This is a genomic window from Kitasatospora sp. MY 5-36 (genome assembly GCF_001182915.1).
GTDB lineage: Bacteria > Actinomycetota > Actinomycetes > Streptomycetales > Streptomycetaceae > Kitasatospora.
Genome location: NZ_LFVW01000159.1, coordinates 1 through 20,936, shown reverse-complemented (window position 1 = coordinate 20,936; position 20,936 = coordinate 1). Strand labels below are relative to the sequence as shown.

Genomic DNA, 20,936 nt, shown 5'->3' with positions numbered 1-20,936 from the left:
CCCGGGTGACGGCGACGGCCCGGCCGCGGGCGAGCACGGCCGCGGCCGCGGCGGCGACCAGCGCCAGGACGATCAGCGCGATCTGCGTCATCGAAGTCCTCGGGGGTGCTTGCGGGGTGGACCGGGTGGTGCGGCCGGGACGACCGGGCGACGGGGCCGGACGGGATCAGGATCGGGCGGTGCCGGGCCCTGGCGGGGTCAGGGCCGGGCGGTGCGCGGGCGCTGGGCGCGGGCCTCGTCCTCGGCCAGTTCCCGGGCCACCAGGGCGACCTGGCCCAGGGCCTCCAGGGCACCCGGGGCCGCCGAGCCGTCCAGGTGCCGGTACTCGGCCGCGACGGTGATCACCAGCCGCTCGGGCAGGCCGAGTTCGGGGTGGCGCTGCTCGGCTATCACCCGCCGGGCGGCGTCCAGCGCGGGTATCCCGGCGGCGTGCAGGGCGTGGGCGCGCTCGCGGACGTAGGCGAGGTAGCCGATGTGCTCGCGGACGCCGTCGCGGTCGAGCACCGGGCCGTGGCCGGGGACGAAGATCTCCGCGCCGGTGGCCAGGGCCTGCTCGCAGGCGCCGATGACGTTCTCCAGCGGTCCGGCCCAGTGCGAGGGGTGGTCGCCGGGCTGCTCGGGCGTCGAGGAGAAGATCACGTCGCCGGTGAACACCGCGCGCTGGTGCGGGAGGTGGACCAGCAGGTCGCCGCCGGTGTGGGCGGCGGGCAGGCTGGTGATCCGCACCGGGTAGCGGCCGACGGTCAGTTCCAGCTCGCCGGTGAAGACGGTGTCGGGGCGCACCGGCTCGGTGCCGGACCAGTCGAACTGCCCGAAGTGCTCCTTCAGGTAGCCGCCGAGCGGCGAGTCCGGGTCGCTGTTGGTGACCAGCGCGTGCTGCTGCTGTGGGGTGGGCTCCCAGTGGATGTGCTCCAGCGCCTCGCGGGTGGCGATCACCTCGGCGTCCGGCAGCACCCCGGCGCCCCACAGGTGGTCCCCGTTGGCGTGGGTGACGACCACCCGGTCGACCCCGACCCCGTCCGGCAGCAGCCGCCGGCTCGCGGCGAGGAACTCCCCGGCCATCGAGGGGTCGTACGGCGTGTCGATCCAGAGCGCGGTGGTCTCCGAGGCCAGCAGGCCACAGTTGGCCAGACCCCACCCCCGCTTCGGCGGGAGCCACACGTACAGGTCCTCGGCAATCGCGCTCACGTTCGCACGGCTGATCGTCATGTGCGCGATTATGCCCAGGTCGTGACAGGAGTGGAGCAAAACCATTACAGTTCAAGCCACTTCGCGCCCGAAGCAGCCCGGGCTGTCCCGATTCGTCCCACGTGGTCTGGACCACATCTGGCCGAAGTGGCCCGGCCCCCGCCACTGCGAAACCGGGGGCGAAACGGGCACGGCTACAGGTACGGGCGCGGGCCGCGTCCGGGGACGCGGCCCGGCGGCGTCAGGCCCCCTGCTCCGACGGCCGCCCCAGCCGCTTGATCCCCTTGCGCTCCGCCGCGCAGCGCTCGTAGCCCAGCCAGGCGTTGATCGCCAGCATCGGCCCGTTGGTCGTGTCGTTGCTGGTGTACGCGTGCCGGTAGCCCGCCGCGGCGGCGAGCCGCAGGGACTCCAGTTTGGCCAGCTTGGTCAGCCCGCGGCCGCGGAACTCCCGGTGGCAGGCGGTGAACGCGGACCAGTAGCGGTCCACCCCGTCGGTCTGCGCCATGCTGAACGCGGCCGGCCGGCCGTCCACCACGGCGACGACGCTCAGGGCCAGGTCCCGGTCCGGCCGGTTCCAGTCGTCGCGCAGCCAGTCCTCGTACTCCAGGGCGTCCATCGGCACCTCGCTGCCGGGCTCGTCCAGGATGGCGTCCGCCTCGACCAGGAACACCGGGTGCGGGTCGGCCGCCCAGTCCGCGGCCGGGCGCAGCTCGACGCCGGGCGGCCGTACGGGCGCCGGCGGCAGCGGCAGCGCCAGGTCCCGTCCGGCGAACTGCATGGTGCGCCCGAGCCGGTACCCCCGGGCGGTGGCGAAGGCCACCGAGGCGGGCTCGTCGTCCATCCAGGTGTGCAGTTCCGTCACCCCGTGCCCGACCAGGTGCCGTTCGGCCGCCGCCAACAGCGCGGTGGCCGCACCACGCCGCCGGAACCCGGGCAGCACACTGCCGTTGGCGTAGCCGACACCCGCGACCGACGTCCCGAGCACCACCCCGCAGCGCACCGCGCCGACCACCCGGCCGTCCAGCTCGGCGACGAAGGTGCGGAAGTGCTCCTCGGGGCTCGGCCGGCCGTTCAGCCAGAGCAGGGTCTCGGCGGAGAGCACCAGGTGCTCGCGCCCGGCCCGGTGGGCCGCGGCCACGGCCTCGGCATCCTCGGGGCGGAAGTCCCGGATCGTCAGGGGGGAGGAATTCGAAGAAGTCATGGATTCCCACGCTAGCCGCGCCCACCCGCCCGGCGCCTCCGATTTATCCGCCGGAGGGCACCCCCACCTGCGGGAGACGGCCCGGGCTCGGGACCCAAGTCCCTCACGACCGGAACGACATGCTCAAATAATGCTCTGAGAAGACCGGGTGAGGCTTGGCAGCCACCCCACCCGGGGACATCCTCAGCAACACGGCCGCACGGGTCCGGCGACGACGCCGCACCGGTCGACGGCCCTCCCACCCGGCCCGCCGAAGGGGGCGAACCGATGACTTCCCCTGCCCTGGCCACCGCACCCCGGGACACCGCGCCCCAGGACGCCGCACCGCTGGCGACCGCGCCCCGGGACACCGCCTCCCGGGATGCCGCGCCCCGCCTGGGCGTCGGCCTCGGCTGGCGCGGCGAGATCGACACCGTGGTCGAGCGCCAGCCCGGCCTGGACTGGGTCGAGGTGGTCGCCGAGAACATCTGCGCCGACCACCTGCCCGACTCCCTGACCGTCCTGCGCGGACGCGGCGTCACCGTCGTCCCGCACGGCGTCGGCCTCGGCCTCGGCGGCGCCGACCTGCCCGACCCCGCCCGCCTCGCCCGGCTCGCCGAGGCCGCGCTGGCGCTCGGCTCCCCGCTGGTCACCGAGCACCTGGCGTTCGTCCGGGCCGGCGGCCTGGAGGCCGGCCACCTGCTGCCCGTCCCCCGCACCCGGGACTCGCTGCGGGTGATCGCCGAGAACGTCCGGATCGCCCAGGACCAGCTGCCGGTGCCGCTCGCCCTGGAGAACATCGCCGCCCAGCTCGCCTGGCCGGACGACGAGTTCACCGAGGGCCAGTTCCTCGCCGAGCTGGTCGAGCGCACCGGCGTCCGGCTGCTGATCGACGTCGCCAACCTGCACACCAACCGGGTCAACCTCGGCATCGACCCGGCCGCCGAGCTCGACCGCCTGCCGCTGGAGGCGCTCGCCTACGTCCACGTCGCGGGCGGCACCCTGGTCGACGGCGTCTGGCACGACACCCACGCCCACCCCGTCACCGAGCCGGTGCTGGAGGTGCTGGCCGAGCTGTGCGCGCGGACCGCGCCGCCCGGGGTCCTGCTGGAGCGGGACGCCAACTTCCCGCCGCCCAGCGAGCTGGCCGGTGAACTGGACGCCATCCGCCGGGTGCTGGAGGGGAGCACCCGACGATGACCGACCTGACCGGGACCGCGCGGGACACCGCCGACCAGGACCACGCCGCCGCCCGGCGGCGCCTGGCCCGGCGCCAGGAGGAGCTGCTGGCCGCCCTGGTGGCCGGCGGCCCCGTCCCGCCCGGCTTCGACGAGCGGCAGGTCCGCGCCCAGTCCACCGGCCTGGCCGCCAAGCGGCGGGACACCACCGCCAAGGTGGCCCCCGACCTGCCCCGTACGCTCGGGGCGGGGTACGGGCCGCTCTTCCTCGACTACGCCCGCTCCCACCCGCAGACCGGCGGCTACCGGGCCGACGCCCGGGCCTTCGCGCAGTGGGTGCTCACCGACGGCGGCCCGCTCGCCGCCGACCACCGCCGGGCCCTGGAGCAGTGGCTCCACCCGGCCCCCGTACGACCGCCGGGCCCGCTCACCCGCCTGCGCCGGGCCCTGCGCCGGTAACCGGTAACCGGTAGCCGGTAGCCGGTAGCCGTCGACTGTCGGACACCCGGCCGGCCGTCGGCGACCGCGGGGCCACCGGGCCCTGACGAACCATCACCACCTCGGGGGGAACCGCCCATGTGGCACAACAGCTACTTCATCGTCCCGGCCGTCCTGCTGGCGGCCGCCGCGGTCCACGCGGTCCGGACCCGGCAGCGCATCGGCCAGGTCCGGTACGCCAAGGGCCTGCCCGGCCGCGGCCTGCCGCTGCTCGACACCGCGTTCCTGTCCGGCGGGCCGGCGCGGGTGTTCGACACCGCCCTGGTCCGGATGCACATGAGCGAGCAGGCCGTGGTCAGCCGCTCCGGCCTGGTCACGCTCACCGGCGCCAAGCCGTACGACGCCGTCGACAAGGCCGTCCAGGACGCCGTCGGACCGACCGGGAGCCGTCAGCTCGGCCCGCTGCGCCGCACCGTGATGCGCTCCACCGCCGTCCAGGAGATCGGCGACCGGCTCGCCGACCGCGGCCTGATGCGCCGCCCCGAGCGGCTGCGGCGGGCCCGCACCGCCCGCCGACTGCTCTGGCTCGCGCTGCTCCTGGTGGCGGCCTCCATGGTGGCCGCCCCGCTGCTCGACGACGGCGCCGCCGGCCACGAGCGCCCGAAGCTCTGGATCCCGGTCATCCTGCTGATCGTGGGCGTCGTCTCGCTGCTCGTCACCCCGCTCGTCAAGAGCCGGATCACCCCGGCCGGGCAGCGCCAGCTGTCCCTGATGCAGGGGCCGTGGAAGCCCAATGCCGGGGTGTCGCCGCGGCTGGCCGGCGGCGCGCTGCTGGGCGCGCTCGCGCTCGGCGGCCTGGCCGCCGCCGGGCTGGGGGAGCCGGAGCTGGAGGCCGCGATGCTGGCCGCGTCGACCGACGACGAGGAGTTCTTCCGGCAGGCCACCGCCGCGAACGGCTCCGCGACCTCCTCGTCCTCGTCGTCGTCCTCCTCCTGCTCCTCCGGCTCCGACGGCGGCTCCGCCGCCTGGTGCGGCTCCTCCGACTCCGGTTCCTCCGGCTCCTCCGGGTCCGGCTGCGGCTCGTCCGGCTGCGGGTCCTCCTCGTCGAGCTGCTCCTCGTCCTCCTCCAGCTGCGGCTCCAGCTCGTCGAGTTGCGGCTCCTCGTCGTCCTCCAGCTGCGGGTCGAGCTGCGGCGGTGGCGGCTGCGGCTCCTGACTCCGGCGGCACCCGGCGGATGTCACAGTTCGGTATCGCGAACCGGGAAGGCGTTCCGCGCGCAACCGGCACAGGCATACAACAAGCCCATGTGGTTGCTGTTCCTCATACCGGCCTGTGTCGCGGCTGTCCTGTCCTGCGTCCGACTGGTCCGGATGACCGCCACCGCCGACGCCCTAGCCGACCAGAGCGGCCTGCGGCCCCCCGAAGCCGTGGGCATCGGCCTGTACGAGACCGCCTACCTGGCCGGCGGCCCGGGCCGGGTGGTCGAACTCGCCCTCGTCCTGATGGCCGGCCGCGGACGGCTCCACCTGGCGCACACCGGCTGGACCACCGTGGTCGACCCCAGGGGCCGCAGCCGCCTGGAGCGGGCGGTCATCGCCACCGTCGGCCCCGAGGGCCAGTGCCGCACCGACGAGCTGCGCCAGGCGGTCGCCGAGCACCCCAACGTGCTGGAGATCGGCGCCCGGCTCGCCCTGGCCGGCCTGGCCACCCCGGCCCTGGTGCAGCGCAACACCGTGGTGGTGATCCGGCAGGTCCGGCACGCGCTGCTGCTGTCCCTGCTCCTGCTGGCCGCCTCGCTGGCCCTCGACGGCTTCACCGGCGGTGACACCCTCGCCCCGCTCGCCTGGTTCTCGCTGCCGCTGGTGCTCACCTCCGGCACCCTGCTGATGGCCCGCGTCGACGTCTACCCGTACACCCGCTGGGCCTCCCCGATCGGGCAGGAGGTGCTGCGCGAGGTCCGCCCGGCCCGCCAGCGCGGCCTGGCCGACGACGAGGAGCGCGAACTGCTCACCGCCGTCGCCATGAACGGCCCCGCCGCCCTGCCCGACGCCCGGCTCCGCGCCGCCCTGCGCCCGCACCGCGGCTAGGGCGGCGGCCTGTGGCCGGTCCGCCCGCCCGGCGCCGACCTGCCGCTGGACGACCTGCCCGGGCTGCTCACCGCCGCCTGCGCCGAGTACGGCCTGATCACCCTGCACACCGAACAGCTGGATCCGGACGTCTGCCGGGTCGGCACCGTCACCGGGCTGCGCCCCCGCTCACTGCGGCTGCACGAGGTCGACACCGAGGCCCGCTGGTACCCGGAGCCGACCAAGTACCGGCTCCGCGACGTCACCCGGGTCGGCCTCGGCGACCACTACACCTCCGTGCTGCGCGAGTTCGCCGGTCCGCGACCGGACCGCGACGGCACGGAGGCCGGCTCCCCCGTGTGACAAGGGGGAACCGGCCTCCGGGAGCCGTGGGCCGCTCCGGCCGGGTCGCTCAGACCAGGCCGTTCAGCAGCTCGCTCACCGGCTTGCGGCGCCCGGTGAAGAACGGCACCTCCTCGCGGACGTGCAGCCGGGCCCGGGAGGGGCGCAGGTCGCGCATCAGGTCGACGATCCGGTGCAGCTCGTCCGCCTCGAAGGCGAGCAGCCACTCGTAGTCGCCGAGCGCGAACGAGGCCACCGTGTTGGCCCGCACGTCCGGGTAGCCGCGCGCCATCTGGCCGTGCTCGGCGAGCATCGCGCGCCGCTCGGCGTCCGGCAGCAGGTACCACTCGTAGGAGCGGACGAACGGGTACACGCAGACGTAGTCGCGCGGGCGCTCGTCGGCCAGGAAGGCCGGGATGTGCGACTTGTTGAACTCGGCCGGGCGGTGCAGCGCCATGTTCGACCAGACCGGCTCCAGCAGCCGGCCGAGGCCGGTGCGGCGGAAGCGGTTGTACGCCTCCTGGAGATCGTCCGAGTCGGCGGCGTGCCACCAGACCAGGATGTCGGCGTCCGCACGCAGACCGGAGACGTCGTACGTACCGCGCACGGTCACGTCCTTGGCGTCCAGCTGCGCGAACAGCTCGTCCACCTCGGCGGCCAGGGCGGTGCGGTCCTCGGGCAGGCCGCCCTTGAGCTTGAACACCGACCACATGGTGTAGCGGATGACCTGGTTCAGGTCGCGCGCCTTCTTCTTCTCGGGCCGCTGCTCCGGCTCCCGCTCAACGCTCTCAGTCATGCGCCCATTGTCCTCTCCGTGGAACCTTCCCCGGTCGCCGGGGTCAGCAGTCTGTCGACGGCGGCCGCGGCGGCGGCCGCCGAACCGATGCACGCCGGAATGCCCACCCCGTCGTACGCGGCGCCGCACAGCGCCAGCTTGCCCACCCGCCCCGCCGCCGCCCGTACCCGGGCCACCCGGTCCAGGTGTCCCACCGGGTACTGCGGCAGACCGGCCGAGAACCGCGAGACGAAGGTGTCGTACGGCCGGGCGGTCAGCCCGATCGCCTCCCTGAGATCGGCCAGCGACCGCGCCACCAGCTCCTCGTCCGGCAGCCCCAGTGCCTCCTCCTCGCGGTACCGGCCCAGCGAGGTGCGCAGCAGGAACGCGTCCGGCGCGGAGCGCTCCAGCCAGCCCCACTTGTTCGAGGAGAAGGTCGACGCCTTGATCTGCCGCCCGTCCACCGGCGGCACCAGGAAGCCGCTGCCGCTCGGCGGCTCGGCCAGGTCGGCGCGGCGGAAGGCCAGGGTGACCAGGGCCATGCCCGCGTACTCGACGGCGTCCAGCTCGGTGGCGGCCGCCGGGGCGTCCTCGCGCAGCAGCCGGGCCGCGGCGGGGGCCGGGACGGCCAGCACCACGGCGTCCGCGTGCAGCACCTCGCCGCCGGTCACCACCCGCCAGCCGTCGGGGGTGCGGCGCAGCTCGTCCACCGGGGCGTCGGTGCGCAGGTCCACCCCCGCCCGGACACAGGCCGCGGCGACCGCGCCGGGCAGCGTACCGAGACCGCCGCGCAGGCCCTGGAACACCGGGGTGCCGACCACCTTCGGCCGCGAGGCCAGCTCGTGCACCCCCGCGACCAGCGAGCCGCCGTCACGCGCGATCGACAGCAGCTGCGGCACGGCGGCGCGCAGCGAGATCTCCTCGGCGCGGCCCGCGTAGACGCCGCCGAGCAGCGGCTCGACCAGCCGGTCCACCACCTCCTGGCCCAGCCGGTCGGCGACGTAGCGGCCGATCGCGACGTCGTCGCCGACCTCGGTGCTCCGCTCGTTCCGGGCCCGCTCCAGGCCCTCGTCGGTCAGCACCCCGGAGGCGGCCAGCGCCTCCAGATCACCGGGAACGCCCATCACCTGCCCGCCGGGCAGCGGCCGCAGCGCGCCGCGGGTCCAGATCGCGGCCTTCGCGGTGGTCGGCGGCTCCAGCTCCCCGCCGAGCCCGACCGCCCGCGCCAGCTCCACCGCCTCCGGCCGCCGGGCCAGCACCGACTCGGCCCCGAGGTCCACCCGGACCCCGCCGACCTCCCCGCCCCACAGCTTCCCGCCGACCCGCCCGGACGCCTCCAGCACCGTCACCCGCGCCCGCGCCGGCCCCCCGGCCGCCCCGCTCAGGAAGGCGGCCGCAGCCAGCCCCGCGATCCCACCACCGACGACGACGACCTGTGCATCCGACATGCTCCGCAGTCTCGCAGACCCTTACACCGGACCCTCAATCCGCTGCACGCCGGAGATCGATCGTGATCGGGAACGGCACCGGACGTTCCAGCGTCCCGCGGAAGATCCCGGCGGACACGTACGAGGAGGTCACCTCGTCCAGCTCGTAGACGTGCACGGCCACCCGGCTGCCCTCTTCCTCCTCGACGATCCAGTAGTGCGGGATGCCGGCCTCGGCGTACTTGCGGAACTTCACCCCGCGATCGCGGTGCTGCGACTCGCGCGACACCACCTCGACCACGAGCAGAACCTCGCCCGGGGCGTACCCGGTGCGATCGGGATCGAAGGCCGCGCGGGACACCAGCACATCCGGCTCCAACCGGTTCCGCTCGTCCAGCGTCACCGTCATCCAGCTCTCCGCCAGATCACCCTCCGGGGCGATCCGCTCCAGCGCCGAGGTCAGCCGCGACGTGACCCGGTTGTGCCACGAGCGCTGCGGCGTGAGCCGAAAGACCAAGGCGCCGTGCAGCAGCTCGGTGTGCGGTGGCGCCTGCGGCAGGTGGTCGAGATCGTCGGCGAACCACCCCTCCATGCGGGGCGCGTACATCCAATCCGGAAGTTCACTCATCATCCTGCACGAACGAGTTCATCTCCCCGTCGTTACGCTCCTGCCATGGAACCGATCGTGGTGAGTGCGTGTCTGGCCGGGATTCCCTGTCGGTACGACGGGCGGGCGAAGACCTCCGACGGCGCCGTGCGGCTGGTCGAGGAGGGGCGGGCCGTGGTGGTGTGCCCGGAGGGGGCGGGCGGGCTGCCGACGCCGCGGCCGCCGGCGGAGATCGTGGGCGGGGACGGCGCGGACGTGCTGGACGGGCGGGCCCGGGTGGTGGACGCGACGGGCGCGGACTGCACCGCGGAGTTCCTGGCCGGTGCCCGGGCGGCGCTGTCCGCCGCCGAGGAGGCGGGGGCCCGGCGGGCGGTGCTGATGGCGCGCAGCCCGTCCTGCGGCTGCGGTCAGGTGTACGACGGGACGTTCTCCGGGGAGCTGCGCCCGGGTGACGGGGTGACGGCGGCGCTGCTGCGCCGGGCCGGGATCGAGGTCACGGCCGGGTAGTGGGCCCCCGGAGTCCGGGGGCCCACCGCCCTGAGGTCAGCGTGCGCTGGCCTCGTGGACGAAGGCGACGAGGCGGCTGAGCGCGTCCGGGTCCATGGACGGCAGCACGCCGTGGCCGAGGTTGAAGATGTGGCCGCTTGTGCCGAGCGCCTGGGCGGCGTGCAGCACCTCGCGGGCCTTGGTCTCGACGACCTTGGTGGGCGCGTACAGCACCGCCGGGTCGAGGTTGCCCTGGAGGCCCTTGCCCTGGCCGACCCGCTCGGCGGCGACGTTCAGCGGGACCCGCCAGTCGACGCCGACGATGTCAGCGCCGGCCTGGCCCATCAGGCCGAGCAGCTCGCCGGTGCCGACGCCGAAGTGGATCCGCGGCACGCCGTACCCGGCGACGGCGTCGAAGACCTTGGTGCTGGACGGCATCACCGAGCGGCGGTAGTCGTCCGGCGCGAGCGCGCCGACCCAGGAGTCGAACAGCTGGACCGCGGAGGCGCCTGCCTCGATCTGCACCTTGAGGAAGGCCGAGGTGATGTCCGCGAGCCGGTCCACCAGGGCGGCCCACAGCTCGGGCTGCCCGTACATCATGGCCTTGGTGTTCTCGTGGTTCTTGGACGGGCCGCCCTCGATCAGGTAGCTGGCCAGCGTGTACGGCGCGCCGGCGAAGCCGATCAGCGGGGTCTCGCCGAGCTCGTCCACCAGCAGGCCGACGGCCTCGGTGATGTAGGGGACGTCGTCGGGCTCCAGCGGGCGCAGCCGCTTCAGGTCCTCGGCGGTGCGGATCGGGTCGGCGATGACCGGGCCGATGCCGGGCTTGATGTCGACGTCGATGCCGACGGCCTTGAGCGGCACCACGATGTCGCTGAAGAAGATCGCGGCGTCCACCTTGTGCCGGCGCACCGGCTGGAGGGTGATCTCCTTGACCAGCTCGGGCCGCATGCAGGACTCCAGCATGGGGATGCCCTCGCGGACCTTCAGGTACTCGGGCAGCGAGCGGCCGGCCTGGCGCATGAACCACACCGGGGTGTGCGGCACGGGCTCGTGCCGGCAGGCGCGCAGGAACGCCGAGTCGTGCGCGGCGCCGCGGCGCCCGGGGGTGGTCGGGCCGTCGTGGGTGGCCGCCGTGCTGTCTGCCGTAGTCTCGCTCACCGTCAAATCTTCGCACGCGTGCCGGGCCCGGTTTCCCGGCCGGTCTCGTCGGTTCCTCCAAGATCTGTCCGGGTTTGCCGTTCCGGCACGCCGCTGGGAGAGAAGTTGCGGCGATAACCCCGTTCTTCGACCTAGTCTTCGGGACATGGCAGCGGTCGGAGGGCACCCCGCACAGGGTGGCGGAGCAGGTGGCGGAGCGGGTCGCGAGGGGGCGCCGAGCGAGTTCCGGGCGGCCGTGGCGGCCCTGGACGGGGCCCGGTTGCGGCCCGAGGTGCAGCTCTCCCCCGCGCCGGCGCCGCGCCGGCTCGCCCCGTACTCGTTCGCGGTGACCGCCTCGGTCGAGGTGGACGGCGAGGAGCTGGCGGACGGCCGGCTGGTGCTGCTGTACGACCCGGCCGGGCAGGAGGCCTGGAACGGGGAGTTCCGGGTGGTCACGATGACCCGGGCCGAGCTGGAGCCGGAGATGGCCGGCGACCCGATGCTCTCCGAGGTGGGCTGGGCCTGGCTGCTGGACTCCCTGCAGGCGCACGCCGCCGGGTTCGCGGAGCCGTCCGGCACGGTGACGCTGGCCTCCTCCCAGTACTTCGGGGGTCTGGCGGACCGCCCGTCCTCGACGGAGATCGAGATCCGGGCCTCCTGGACCCCGGCCGACGGCCGTTTCGAGCGGCACCTGGCGGCCTGGGGGGACCTGCTGTGCGTCAGCGCCGGCCTGCCGCCGGCCGCCCCGGCTCCGCAGGGTCCCGCCGAGGTTCCTTCACTCGGTGGAGTGGTCCCGATGCCGGCCCGGCGACGCCCGCGGTCGCACTGACGGGTGGTGTGCGGCTCCGGCGGCACCCGGGGGCCGGACGCCACCCCCAGGGCTGACGGAGTGTGACTTCGGACCCGCTCTGCGTCAATTCATCGGTCGATACCGACCGATCGGCACCGAATCTGATCGATTTTGTGCGAATACCAGGCATGTCGCATCAATCATTTGCGCGATTTGTCCGTATTGTTACTCACTAGATCGTGATCTTTCGCTAAAGCCGGGCACGGATGCTGCCGAAGCAGACTGTGACCCTTTCCCAACGCGGAACACTCCGACCGCCCCCATCGGGGTTCCGTCCGCCACTCCCCGCAGGAGGCCTGGTGTCGGTCCTTCTTGAGCACCCCGCAAACGTGGTCGCCTACCGGCCGACCAAGCCCACCGCCATGGTGGTCATCGCCGATCCCCGTGTCCGAAACACCGTCACCCGCCACCTGTGGGCCCTCGGTGTCCGGGACGTGATCGAGGTGTCCTCCATCGCCGAGGCCCGCCCACGGGTCTCCACCCCCCGCGACATCTGCGTCGCCGACGTCCACCTCCCGGACGGCTCCGGGCTGACCATCCTCGCCGAGACCCGCGCCGCGGGCTGGCCCAACGGCCTGGCGCTGTCCGCCGCCGACGACATCGGCGCGGTCCGCAGCGCGCTGGCCGGCGGCGTCAAGGGATACGTGGTGACCGGCACCCGGACGAACGTCGCGATGCCGGGCCGCCCCGGGATGCCGCTCGGCGCCGCCGGGCTGGCCGGCCGGATGCGCCGCCCCGGGATGCCGGGCATGCCGGGCGCGGCCGGAGCACCGGGCGCCCCCGGAGCCCCTGGTGCGCCCGGCGCGCAGCAGGCCGCCTACCGCGAGCTTTCCGGCCGCGAGGTCGAGGTGCTGCGGCTGGTCGCCGAGGGCCAGTCCAACAAGGCGATCGGCGTGGCGATGGGCCTGTCGGCGCTCACCGTGAAGAGCCACCTCGCCCGGATCGCCCGCAAGCTGGGCACCGGCGACCGCGCCGGCATGGTCGCGGTCGCGCTGCGCACCGGCATCATCCACTGAGCCGGACGCTCCGGACCGCTGCGGCGGCCGAGGAGGAACGTTTCCTCCTCGGCCGCCGCGGCGCTGTTCCGGGGCCCGCCGTCGAACTCCCGTCGTCAACCTCCCGCCGCCGAACTCCCGTCACCCCCGGAGGGCCCGCGGCGGGCGAACCGCGCCCCGGAGCGGGGCGGGCCGCCCCCGGGCGATCAACAGTCTGACCAGTCCGACAACACTCCCGGCCGCGAGGACCGTCGTACCCTTGGGGGGGTGACCGACGCCGTAGCAGCCATCCCAGAAGAAGCAGCCCCGGTCCCGCTCCTTGAGCCGAGGGAGGGGATCCCGCCCGTCGTGGCGGACGAACAGGCGCTGGGCGCCGTCGTCGCCGCCTTCGCCGCGGGCACCGGACCGGTGGCCGTCGATGCCGAACGGGCCTCCGGCTACCGCTACGGGCAGCGCGCCTACCTCATCCAGCTGCGCCGCGCGGGTTCCGGCTCCGCCCTGATCGACCCGATCGCCTGCCCGGACCTCAGTGCGCTCGGCAAGGCGGTCGAGGACGCCGAGTGGGTCGTCCACGCGGCCAGCCAGGACCTGCCCTGCCTGTCCGACGTCGGCATGAGACCCCAGCGCCTGTTCGACACCGAGCTGGCCGGGCGGATCGCCGGCTTCGCCCGGGTCGGCCTCGGGCCGATGACCGAGAACGTGCTCGGGCTGAGCCTGTCCAAGGAGCACTCCGCGGTCGACTGGTCCACCCGCCCGCTGCCCGAGCCGTGGCTGCGCTACGCCGCTCTGGACGTCGAGGTGCTGGTCGAGCTGCGCGACGCACTCGAACAGGAGCTGGACGCCCAGGGCAAGCTCGGCTGGGCGATGGAGGAGTTCGCCTCGATCGCCGCCGCGCCCCGCCCGGGCCCGCGCAACGACCCGTGGCGCCGCACCTCGCAGCTGCACAAGATCCGCCGCCGCCGTCAGCTGGCCGTGGTGCGCGAGCTGTGGCTGGTCCGCGACCGGATGGCGCAGGACCGCGACGTCTCCCCCGGCCGGGTGCTCGCCGACGCGGCGATCGTCAACGCCGCGCTGGCCATGCCGCTGAACATCGCCTCCCTGCAGGCCGTCCAGGGCTTCGGCCCGCGGGTGCACCGGCGCCAGCTGGAGCAGTGGCTGGCGGCCGTGCAGCGCGCCCGGGAGATCCCGGAGAACATGCTGCCGCCGGCCACCGCGCCGCACGACGGACCGCCGCCGCCGCGGGCCTGGGCCGAGAAGGACCCGGTGGCCGCCGCCCGGCTGTCCGGCGCGCGCGCCGCGATCAGCGAGCTGGCCGAGCGGTACCACGTGCCGGCCGAGAACCTGATGACCCCGGACACCGTCCGCCGGGTCTGCTGGCACCCGCCGACCGAGCCGGGCCCCGAGGCCGTGGCCGCCGCCCTGCGCGGGTTCGGCGCCCGGCAGTGGCAGGTGGACCTGGTGGCGCCGGCGGTGGCCGCCGCGTTCGCCGCGGCCGCGGCCCAGGACTGATCACGGCAACACGTGGAAGGGGATGTCATCCGTACGGGTGGCATCCCCTTCGTCGTACCCCTTCGTCGTGCCCGCCCGTCGTACCCGTTCGTCGCACCGTTCGCCGCGCCCGGGAACGACGCTCCTGGTCGGACGGGCCGGGGAACGTGTCGGGGGACACATGGTCGGATCCCTCCGAGGGGCCTGGGCAGGTTGGTTACCGGCGGGTAGCATGGCGGTGATGCGGCGCCGCTCGGGTCTTCGACGGCGGCAGCCCGCCCAATCGTCATGTTGGTCCCTGGGAGGAGAGCCCCCGTGCCTCGTACCGCGAGGGACGTCGTCTTCGTCGATGGCGTCCGCACCCCGTTCGGCAAGGCAGGCCCGAAGGGCATCTACCACGAGACGCGCGCCGACGACCTCGTCGTCAAGTGCATCCGGGAGCTCGTGCGCCGTAACCCGAACCTGCCCGTCGAGCGCATCGACGAGGTCGCCGTCGCGGCCACCACGCAGATCGGCGACCAGGGCCTGACCATCGGGCGCACCGCCGCCCTGCTGTCCGGCCTGCCGAAGTCCGTCCCCGGCTACGCGATCGACCGCATGTGCGCCGGCGCGCTGACCGCCGTGACCACCACCGCCGGCGGCATCGCCTTCGGCGCGTACGACGTGGTCGTGGCCGGCGGTGTCGAGCACATGGGCCGCCACCCGATGGGCGAGGGCGTCGACCCGAACCCGCGCTTCGTCTCCGAGAAGCTGGTCGACGAGTCCGCCCTGTTCATGGGCATGACCGCGGAGAACCTGCACGACCGGTTCCCGCACCTGACCAAGGAGCGCTGCGACGCCTACGCCGTGCGCTCCCAGGAGAAGGCCGCCAAGGCGTACGCCAACGGCGACATCCAGCCCGACCTGGTGCCGATCTCGATCCGCAACACCAACCCCGAGGTCGGCGAGACCGGCTGGGGCCTGGCCACCGTGGACGAGCCGCTGCGCCCGGGCACCACGATGGAGTCGCTGGCCGGCCTGAAGACCCCGTTCCGCCCGCACGGCAACATCACCGCGGGCAACTCGGCCGGTCTGAACGACGGCGCCACCGCCTCGCTGCTGGCCGCCGAGGACGTCGCCGAGGAGCTCGGCCTCCCGGTCAAGATGCGCCTGGTCTCCTTCGCCTTCGCGGGCGTCGAGCCCGAGGTCATGGGCATCGGCCCGGTGCCGGCCACCGAGAAGGCGCTGGCCAAGGCCGGTCTGACCATCGACGACATCCAGGCCTTCGAGATCAACGAGGCCTTCGCCGTCCAGGTCCTGTCCTTCCTGGACCACTACGGCATCGCGGACGACGACGAGCGGGTCAACCCGTACGGCGGCGCGATCGCCTTCGGCCACCCGCTGGCCTCCTCCGGCGTGCGCCTGATGAACCAGCTGGCCCGCCGCTTCGAGCAGCGCCCGGACGTCCGCTACGGCCTCACCACGATGTGCATCGGCTTCGGCATGGGCGGCACCATCATCTGGGAGAACCCCCACTGGAGCGGAGCGACCCAGAACACCGAGCTCGAGGGTGGTAAGTGACCATGACGAACACCACCGAGCTGCTGACCCGCGGCGCCGAGCTCTTCCCGGGCGAGGTCATCACGACCGCGCACGTCCGCCACCTCGACCTGCCGCTGCAGGCCGGCCGGCTGGCCCTGATCACCCTGGACAACGGCTTCGACCACACCAAGCCGACCACCTTCGGCCCGGGCTCGCTGCTCAAGCTGAACGAGGCGCTGGACCAGGTCGCGGCCGAGGCCGCCGAGGGCGCGATCGTCGGTGCCGCGATCACCGGCAAGCCGTTCATCTTCGCGGTCGGCGCCGACCTCAAGGGCGTCGAGCTGCTCAAGGAGCACGCGGACGCGCTGGCCATCGGCAAGGGCGGCCACGACGTCTTCCAGCGGATCGCCACACTGCCCGTCCCCACCTTCGCCTTCTACAACGGCGTGGCGATGGGCGGCGGCGTCGAGGTCGGCCTGCACTGCGACTACCGCACGGTGTCGGCGGGCGTCCCGGCCTTCTCGCTGCCCGAGGTCTTCCTCGGCCTCGTCCCCGGCTGGGGCGGCTGCACCATCCTGCCGAACCTGGTGGGTGCCGGTAAGGCCGTCAAGGTCATCGTCGAGAACTCGATGAACCAGAACAAGCAGCTCAAGGGCAAGGACGTGTTCGAGCTGGGGATCGCCGACGCGATCTTCGAGCCGGCCGACTTCCTGGAGCAGTCGCTGCTCTGGGCCGCCAAGGTCGTCAAGGGCGACGTCGTCGTCGAGCGCGAGGCGATCGACCGCGGCAAGGCCTGGGACGACGCCGTCCTCTGGGGCCGCATGGTCGCCGACGCCAAGGTGCACGGCGCCGCTCCGGCCGCCTACAAGGCGCTGGACATCATCGCCGCCGCCAAGGACTTCGACCTCGCGGACAAGGCCAGCCTGCAGGCCGGCTTCGACGCCGAGGACGCGGCCCTGGCCGACCTCATCATGAGCGGCGAGCTGCGCAGCGGCATCTACGCCTTCAACCTGGTTCAGCGCCGGGCCAAGCGCCCGGTCGGCGCGCCGGACAAGTCGCTGGCCCGCCCGGTCACCAAGGTCGGCGTCGTCGGCGCCGGTCTGATGGCCTCGCAGCTGGCGCTGCTGTTCGCCCGCCGTCTGGAGGTGCCGGTGGTCCTCACCGACATCGACCAGGCGCGCGTGGACAAGGGCGTCGGCTACGTCCACGCCGAGATCGACAAGCTGCTCGGCAAGGGCCGGATCGGCCAGGACAAGGCCAACCGTCTCAAGGGCCTGGTCTCCGGCTCGCTGGACAAGGCCGCCGCCTTCGGCGACGCGGACTTCGTCATCGAGGCCGTGTTCGAGGAGATGGGCGTCAAGCAGGCCGTCTTCGCGGACCTGGAGAACGTGGTCTCGCCGACCTGCGTGCTGGCGACCAACACCTCCTCGCTGTCGGTCACCGAGATGGCCTCGAAGCTGAAGCACCCCGAGCGGGTCGTCGGCTTCCACTTCTTCAACCCGGTCGCGATCCTGCCGCTGCTGGAGATCGTCCGCGGCGACTCGACGGACGACGCCTCGCTGGCCACCGCCTTCGCGGTGTCCAAGAAGCTGAAGAAGACCTCGGTGCTCTGCAAGGACCGCCCCGCGTTCGTGGTGAACCGGATCCTGACCCGCTTCATGGGCGAGATCCAGGGCATCATCGACGAGGGCACCCCGATCGCCGACGTCGAGAAGGCCGTCGAGCCGCTCGGCCTGCCGATGTCCCCGATCGTGCTGCTGGAGCTGGTCGGCCCGGCCATCGCCCTGCACGTCTCGGAGACCCTGCACGGCGCCTTCCCGGAGCGGTTCACCGTCTCCGAGAACCTCGCCAAGGTGGTCAAGGCCGGCAAGCGCGGCTTCTACACCTGGACGGACGGCCAGCAGGTCCTCGACCCCGAGGTGCTGGAGCTGCTGACCTTCGGCGACTCGGTGCTCACCGGGGAGCAGGTCCGCGCCCGCGCCCTGGAGGCCGTGGCGCAGGAGATCGGCCTGATGCTGGAGGAGGGTGTCGTCGCCGAGGCGCAGGACATCGACCTCTGCATGATCACCGGTGCCGGCTGGCCCTTCCACCTGGGCGGGATCACCCCGTACCTGGACCGTGAGGGCGTCTCGGAGCGGGTGAACGGCAAGGCCTTCCTCGCCCCCGGCGTGGCCTCGGTGCCCGCGTAACGCAGGGCCCGAACACGGAGGAGCCCCGGTGACCATGCGGTCACCGGGGCTCCTCCGTGTGTACGGGGCTGCCGCCCGGACGCGGCGTGTACGGCGTTTCCGCCCGAGGTCCTGTGTACGGCGCTGCCGCCGGGAACCCGGCGTGTACGGCGTTGCCGCGAGGAAACCGGGTGCGGGCCGCCTCAGTGCTTGAGGCGGTACACCACGGTGTCGGCGAAGACGCCGACCATCTCGTAGTGGGTGTCCAGCAGGTTCTCGATCCGGGGGACCATGACCGGCTGGTACGGGGCGATGCCGGAGTCGTCGACCACGACCTCGGGCAGGCCGTTGGCCAGCTCCTTGTCGAAGGTCTGCCAGGCGTTGGAGACGCTGAACTGCTCGCCGACGTTCTGGTTGCCGTCCTTGCCGCCGCTGTAGTTGGTGAGGAAGCCGGCGGTCAGGTAGCGGGTGGCGGGCTTGCGGTCGGCCAGCCAGTACAGCTCGGGGTGCATGCCCCAGACCAGCACGGTGTCCTTGGGGGTGGTCTGGGCGGCGACGGCGGTGGCGACCTCGGTGGTGCGGTTGAGCCGCTCCCCCGGCCAGGCCAGCGCCAGGCTCCAGAACACCGTGGCGGCGGCCGTGGTGTACAGCAGGACGGGCTTCCAGCGGATCGCCGAGGTGGCGACCGCCCCGGTGCCCAGCAGCACCAGCGGCGGGATCAGCTGGAGGTAGTAGTGGCCGAAGAAGTGGAAGCCCACGCTGACCGCGACGACCGAGGAGAGCAGCCAGACCCACAGGTCGGTGGTCGAGCCGTGCTCCTCGCCGGCCACCGGCAGCGGGCGGTGGCGGTGCTTGAGCCAGAGCCGGCGTCCGACCGGGAGCAGGAAGCCCAGGCCGGCCGCGGCCAGGATGGCCGAGTTGCCGAAGGCCCGGCCGAGCATCTGGAGCCAGGCGCCGCCGAAGGAGGCGTAGTCGCCGCTGCCGGTGACCACCCAGAAGAGGAAGCCCTTGGGCTTGGTGAGGATCACCGCGACCAGCGCTATCGGCAGGGTGAAGCCGAACCCGATCTTGAACAGCGCGGGCGGCCAGCGCACCCCGCGCCGGCGGGCGTCCTGGAACAGCATCCAGAGCACCGGCAGCAGCACCGCGCCGCCGGTCTGCTTGGTCAGTGAGCAGAGGGCGACCGCGATGCCCGCGGCCAGCCAGCGGCGCCGTTCGGCGTACCGGAAGGCGGCCACCATGGCGGGCAGCATGAAGACCTCGAAGGTCGCCGCCTGAGTATCCTCCGGGGAGAGCCCGATGGAGACCAGCAGGTAGAGCAGTCCGGCCCCGGCCCCGGCCCGGTTGCCCCAGCGGCCGCGGGCGATCGAGGCCAGCAGGATCGCGGTGACCAGGTGGGCCACCACCGCCAGGGTGCGCAGCGGCCAGAGCGAGGCGGAGCCGAAGACCGCGAAGCAGGCCTGGTAGAGCCAGGGCAGCAGCGGTGGTTTGCGGTCCACCACGGTGTCGTACAGCACCCCGCCGTCCGCCAGCATCCGGGCCTGGGTGGCCAGGAAGCCCTCGTCCGGGCTCCAGACGGGCCGGGCGAAGGAGGGGATGTGGGTGAGCAGCGCGACCAGCGCGAGCACCGGCACCAGCCTGGTCCAGTACCCGGTGAGAACACGGGTACGGACGCGCTCGGGCAGGCGCTCGGCCAGTCCGGTGAGGCGGAGGCGGGTGGGGGTCGGCACGGGTGACAACCTACCGGGCGGGATCGGCGCCGGTGGCGCCGGTCCCGCCTTTCAGTGCGATTGTCAGCTTGTTCCGTGACGAACTGTTACGGAGTTACGACAAACGGTCGTCTGCGGAACGGGTGACCGCTCCCCCGGACGGTCTCCGGTCAGGCCTTGACCGGCGCCGCGTCCAGCCTGGCGACCAGGGCCGTCACCTTTCGGGCGATGTCCGGGGCGTTCAGGCCGATCTCGGCCAGGATCTCGGCCCGGCTGGCGTGGTCCAGGAACTCCTGCGGGATGCCGAAGTCGCGCACCGGCAGGTCCACGTCCGCGTCCCGCAGCGCCTGCGCCACGGCGGCGCCGACGCCGCCCACCCGGCCGTTGTCCTCGATCGTGACGACCACCCGGTGCTCGGCGGCCAGGCCCGGCAGGGCCGCGTCCACCGGCTTGACCCAGCGCGGGTCCACCACGGTGGCGGTGACGCCCTGGGCGGCCAGCAGGTCGGCGACCTCCAGGCTGGTGGGGGCCATCGCGCCGACCGAGACGATCAGCACGTCGGCGCGGTGGGCGCCGGAGGGCTCCTCGGCGGCGCGCAGCACGTCCATGCCGCCGATCCGGCCGACCGCGGGGACGGCCGGGCCGACCGTGCCCTTGGAGTAGCGGACCACGGTCGGGGCGTCCTTGACCTCGACGGCCTCGCGCAGCTGCGCGCGGACCTGGTCGGCGTCGCGCGGGGCGGCCAGCCGCAGGGTCGGGATGATCTGCAGCATCGACATGTCCCACATGCCGTTGTGCGAGGCGCCGTCGTCGCCGGTGACGCCGGCCCGGTCCAGGACGAAGGTGACGCCCAGCTTGTGCAGGGCGACGTCCATCAGGACCTGGTCGAAGGCCCGGTTGAGGAAGGTCGCGTAGACCGCGAACACCGGGTGCAGGCCGTTGGTGGCCAGGCCGGCCGCGCTGGTGACGGCGTGCTGCTCGGCGATGCCGACGTCGAAGATCCGGTCCGGGAAGGCCTCGGCGAACGGGGCCAGGCCCACCGGGTGGAGCATCGCGGCGGTGATGCCGACGATGTCCTCGCGCTCGTGGCCGAGCGCGACCATCTCCTCGGCGAAGACCGAGGTCCAGCTCCGGCCGCCACCGCTCGTGATCGGCAGGCCGGTCTCCGGGTGGATCTTGCCGACCGCGTGGAAGCGGTCCTCGTCGTTGTTCTCGGCGGCGTGGTAGCCGCGGCCCTTCTCGGTGAGGCAGTGCACGATCACCGGGCCGCCGAAGCCGCGCGCCTTGGTCAGCGCGGACTCCAGGGCGGCCATGTCGTGGCCGTCGATCGGGCCGATGTACTTGAGGCCGAGGTCCTCGAACATGCCCTGCGGGGCGA

Annotated in this window: 16 protein-coding genes and 1 pseudogene; 9 read left to right on the top strand and 8 right to left on the bottom strand. The window is 73.4% G+C overall.

All coding sequences use genetic code 11. The features are described from left to right. Positions 1-198 precede the first annotated feature (198 nt). Together AE652_RS12075 and AE652_RS12070 are read right to left on the bottom strand one after the other, a co-directional pair. Entirely contained in the window at positions 199-1,209 is a 1,011-nt protein-coding gene (locus AE652_RS12075; protein WP_049651288.1) for an MBL fold metallo-hydrolase, read from the bottom strand. Positions 1,210-1,429: 220 nt separating this feature from the next. Continuing rightward, positions 1,430-2,389 carry a GNAT family N-acetyltransferase gene (locus AE652_RS12070; RefSeq protein WP_063780142.1) on the bottom strand — a complete coding sequence of 320 codons (960 nt, stop codon included), beginning with the start codon at positions 2,387-2,389 and terminating at the stop codon, positions 1,430-1,432. 327 nt (positions 2,390-2,716) lie between these two features. Between AE652_RS12070 and AE652_RS43970 the strand changes: the two are divergent. The 3 genes and pseudogenes from AE652_RS43970 to AE652_RS12050 all read left to right on the top strand — a co-directional run bounded on the left by AE652_RS43970 (position 2,717) and on the right by AE652_RS12050 (position 6,071). Further along, positions 2,717-4,005, top strand: a pseudogene (locus AE652_RS43970) (DUF692 domain-containing protein). Between the two features lie 117 nt (positions 4,006-4,122). Continuing rightward, positions 4,123-5,199 carry a TIGR04222 domain-containing membrane protein gene (locus AE652_RS12055; RefSeq protein WP_049651286.1) on the top strand — a complete coding sequence of 359 codons (1,077 nt, stop codon included), beginning with the start codon at positions 4,123-4,125 and terminating at the stop codon, positions 5,197-5,199. An 89-nt stretch (positions 5,200-5,288) separates the two neighbouring features. Beyond that, positions 5,289-6,071 carry a TIGR04222 domain-containing membrane protein gene (locus tag AE652_RS12050; protein ID WP_049651285.1) on the top strand — a complete coding sequence of 261 codons (783 nt, stop codon included), beginning with the start codon at positions 5,289-5,291 and terminating at the stop codon, positions 6,069-6,071. A 391-nt stretch (positions 6,072-6,462) separates the two neighbouring features. Here AE652_RS12050 and hemQ read toward each other — a convergent pair whose 3' ends face one another. Genes hemQ through AE652_RS12035 form a run of 3 tightly spaced genes read right to left on the bottom strand, consistent with a single transcriptional unit; the run spans position 6,463 to position 9,222 of the window. Beyond that, entirely contained in the window at positions 6,463-7,188 is a 726-nt protein-coding gene (gene hemQ / locus AE652_RS12045) for a hydrogen peroxide-dependent heme synthase (RefSeq protein WP_049651284.1), read from the bottom strand. After that, positions 7,185-8,615: a protoporphyrinogen oxidase gene (gene hemG / locus AE652_RS12040; RefSeq protein ID WP_049651283.1), complete on the bottom strand. Its 1,431-nt coding sequence runs from the start codon at positions 8,613-8,615 to the stop codon at positions 7,185-7,187. The genes hemQ and hemG overlap by 4 nt, the downstream gene beginning before the upstream one ends. 34 nt (positions 8,616-8,649) lie before the next feature. Continuing rightward, a complete protein-coding gene (locus AE652_RS12035) occupies positions 8,650-9,222 on the bottom strand; it encodes a Uma2 family endonuclease (protein WP_049651291.1) in 573 nt (190 codons plus the stop codon). A gap of 45 nt (positions 9,223-9,267) precedes the next feature. On the opposite strand from AE652_RS12035, the gene AE652_RS12030 reads away from it, so the two are divergent. Further along, on the top strand, positions 9,268-9,708 hold the full coding sequence (locus tag AE652_RS12030) for a DUF523 domain-containing protein (RefSeq protein ID WP_049651282.1): 441 nt from the start codon (positions 9,268-9,270) through the stop codon (positions 9,706-9,708). Between the two features lie 36 nt (positions 9,709-9,744). Here the strand turns inward: AE652_RS12030 and hemE are convergent, their stop codons facing one another. After that, a complete protein-coding gene (hemE, locus tag AE652_RS12025; RefSeq protein WP_234348351.1) occupies positions 9,745-10,758 on the bottom strand; it encodes a uroporphyrinogen decarboxylase in 1,014 nt (337 codons plus the stop codon). 235 nt (positions 10,759-10,993) lie between these two features. Between hemE and AE652_RS12020 the strand changes: the two genes are divergently transcribed. From AE652_RS12020 to AE652_RS12000, 5 genes are all read left to right on the top strand, one after another. Further along, positions 10,994-11,656, top strand: a complete 663-nt coding sequence (locus tag AE652_RS12020; protein WP_074005620.1) for a DUF3000 domain-containing protein — start codon at positions 10,994-10,996, stop codon at positions 11,654-11,656. A 320-nt stretch (positions 11,657-11,976) separates the two neighbouring features. Beyond that, complete coding sequence (locus tag AE652_RS12015; RefSeq protein WP_049651279.1) at positions 11,977-12,693, top strand: response regulator transcription factor; 717 nt, start codon at positions 11,977-11,979, stop codon at positions 12,691-12,693. A gap of 246 nt (positions 12,694-12,939) precedes the next feature. Continuing rightward, positions 12,940-14,181: a ribonuclease D gene (locus AE652_RS12010; protein WP_049651278.1), complete on the top strand. Its 1,242-nt coding sequence runs from the start codon at positions 12,940-12,942 to the stop codon at positions 14,179-14,181. 294 nt (positions 14,182-14,475) lie between these two features. Further along, on the top strand, positions 14,476-15,720 hold the full coding sequence (locus AE652_RS12005) for an acetyl-CoA C-acyltransferase (protein ID WP_049651277.1): 1,245 nt from the start codon (positions 14,476-14,478) through the stop codon (positions 15,718-15,720). 2 nt (positions 15,721-15,722) lie between these two features. After that, a complete protein-coding gene (locus tag AE652_RS12000) occupies positions 15,723-17,870 on the top strand; it encodes a 3-hydroxyacyl-CoA dehydrogenase NAD-binding domain-containing protein (RefSeq protein WP_049651290.1) in 2,148 nt (715 codons plus the stop codon). Between the two features lie 182 nt (positions 17,871-18,052). Here AE652_RS12000 and AE652_RS11995 read toward each other — a convergent pair whose 3' ends face one another. Beyond that, the gene (locus AE652_RS11995; protein WP_234348350.1) at positions 18,053-19,579 is read right to left on the bottom strand and encodes a glycosyltransferase family 39 protein; all 1,527 of its coding nucleotides are present in this window, start codon (positions 19,577-19,579) and stop codon (positions 18,053-18,055) included. A gap of 149 nt (positions 19,580-19,728) precedes the next feature. Next, on the bottom strand, positions 19,729-20,936 hold a 1,208-nt coding region (locus AE652_RS11990), incomplete at its 5' end, for a transketolase C-terminal domain-containing protein (RefSeq protein ID WP_049651276.1).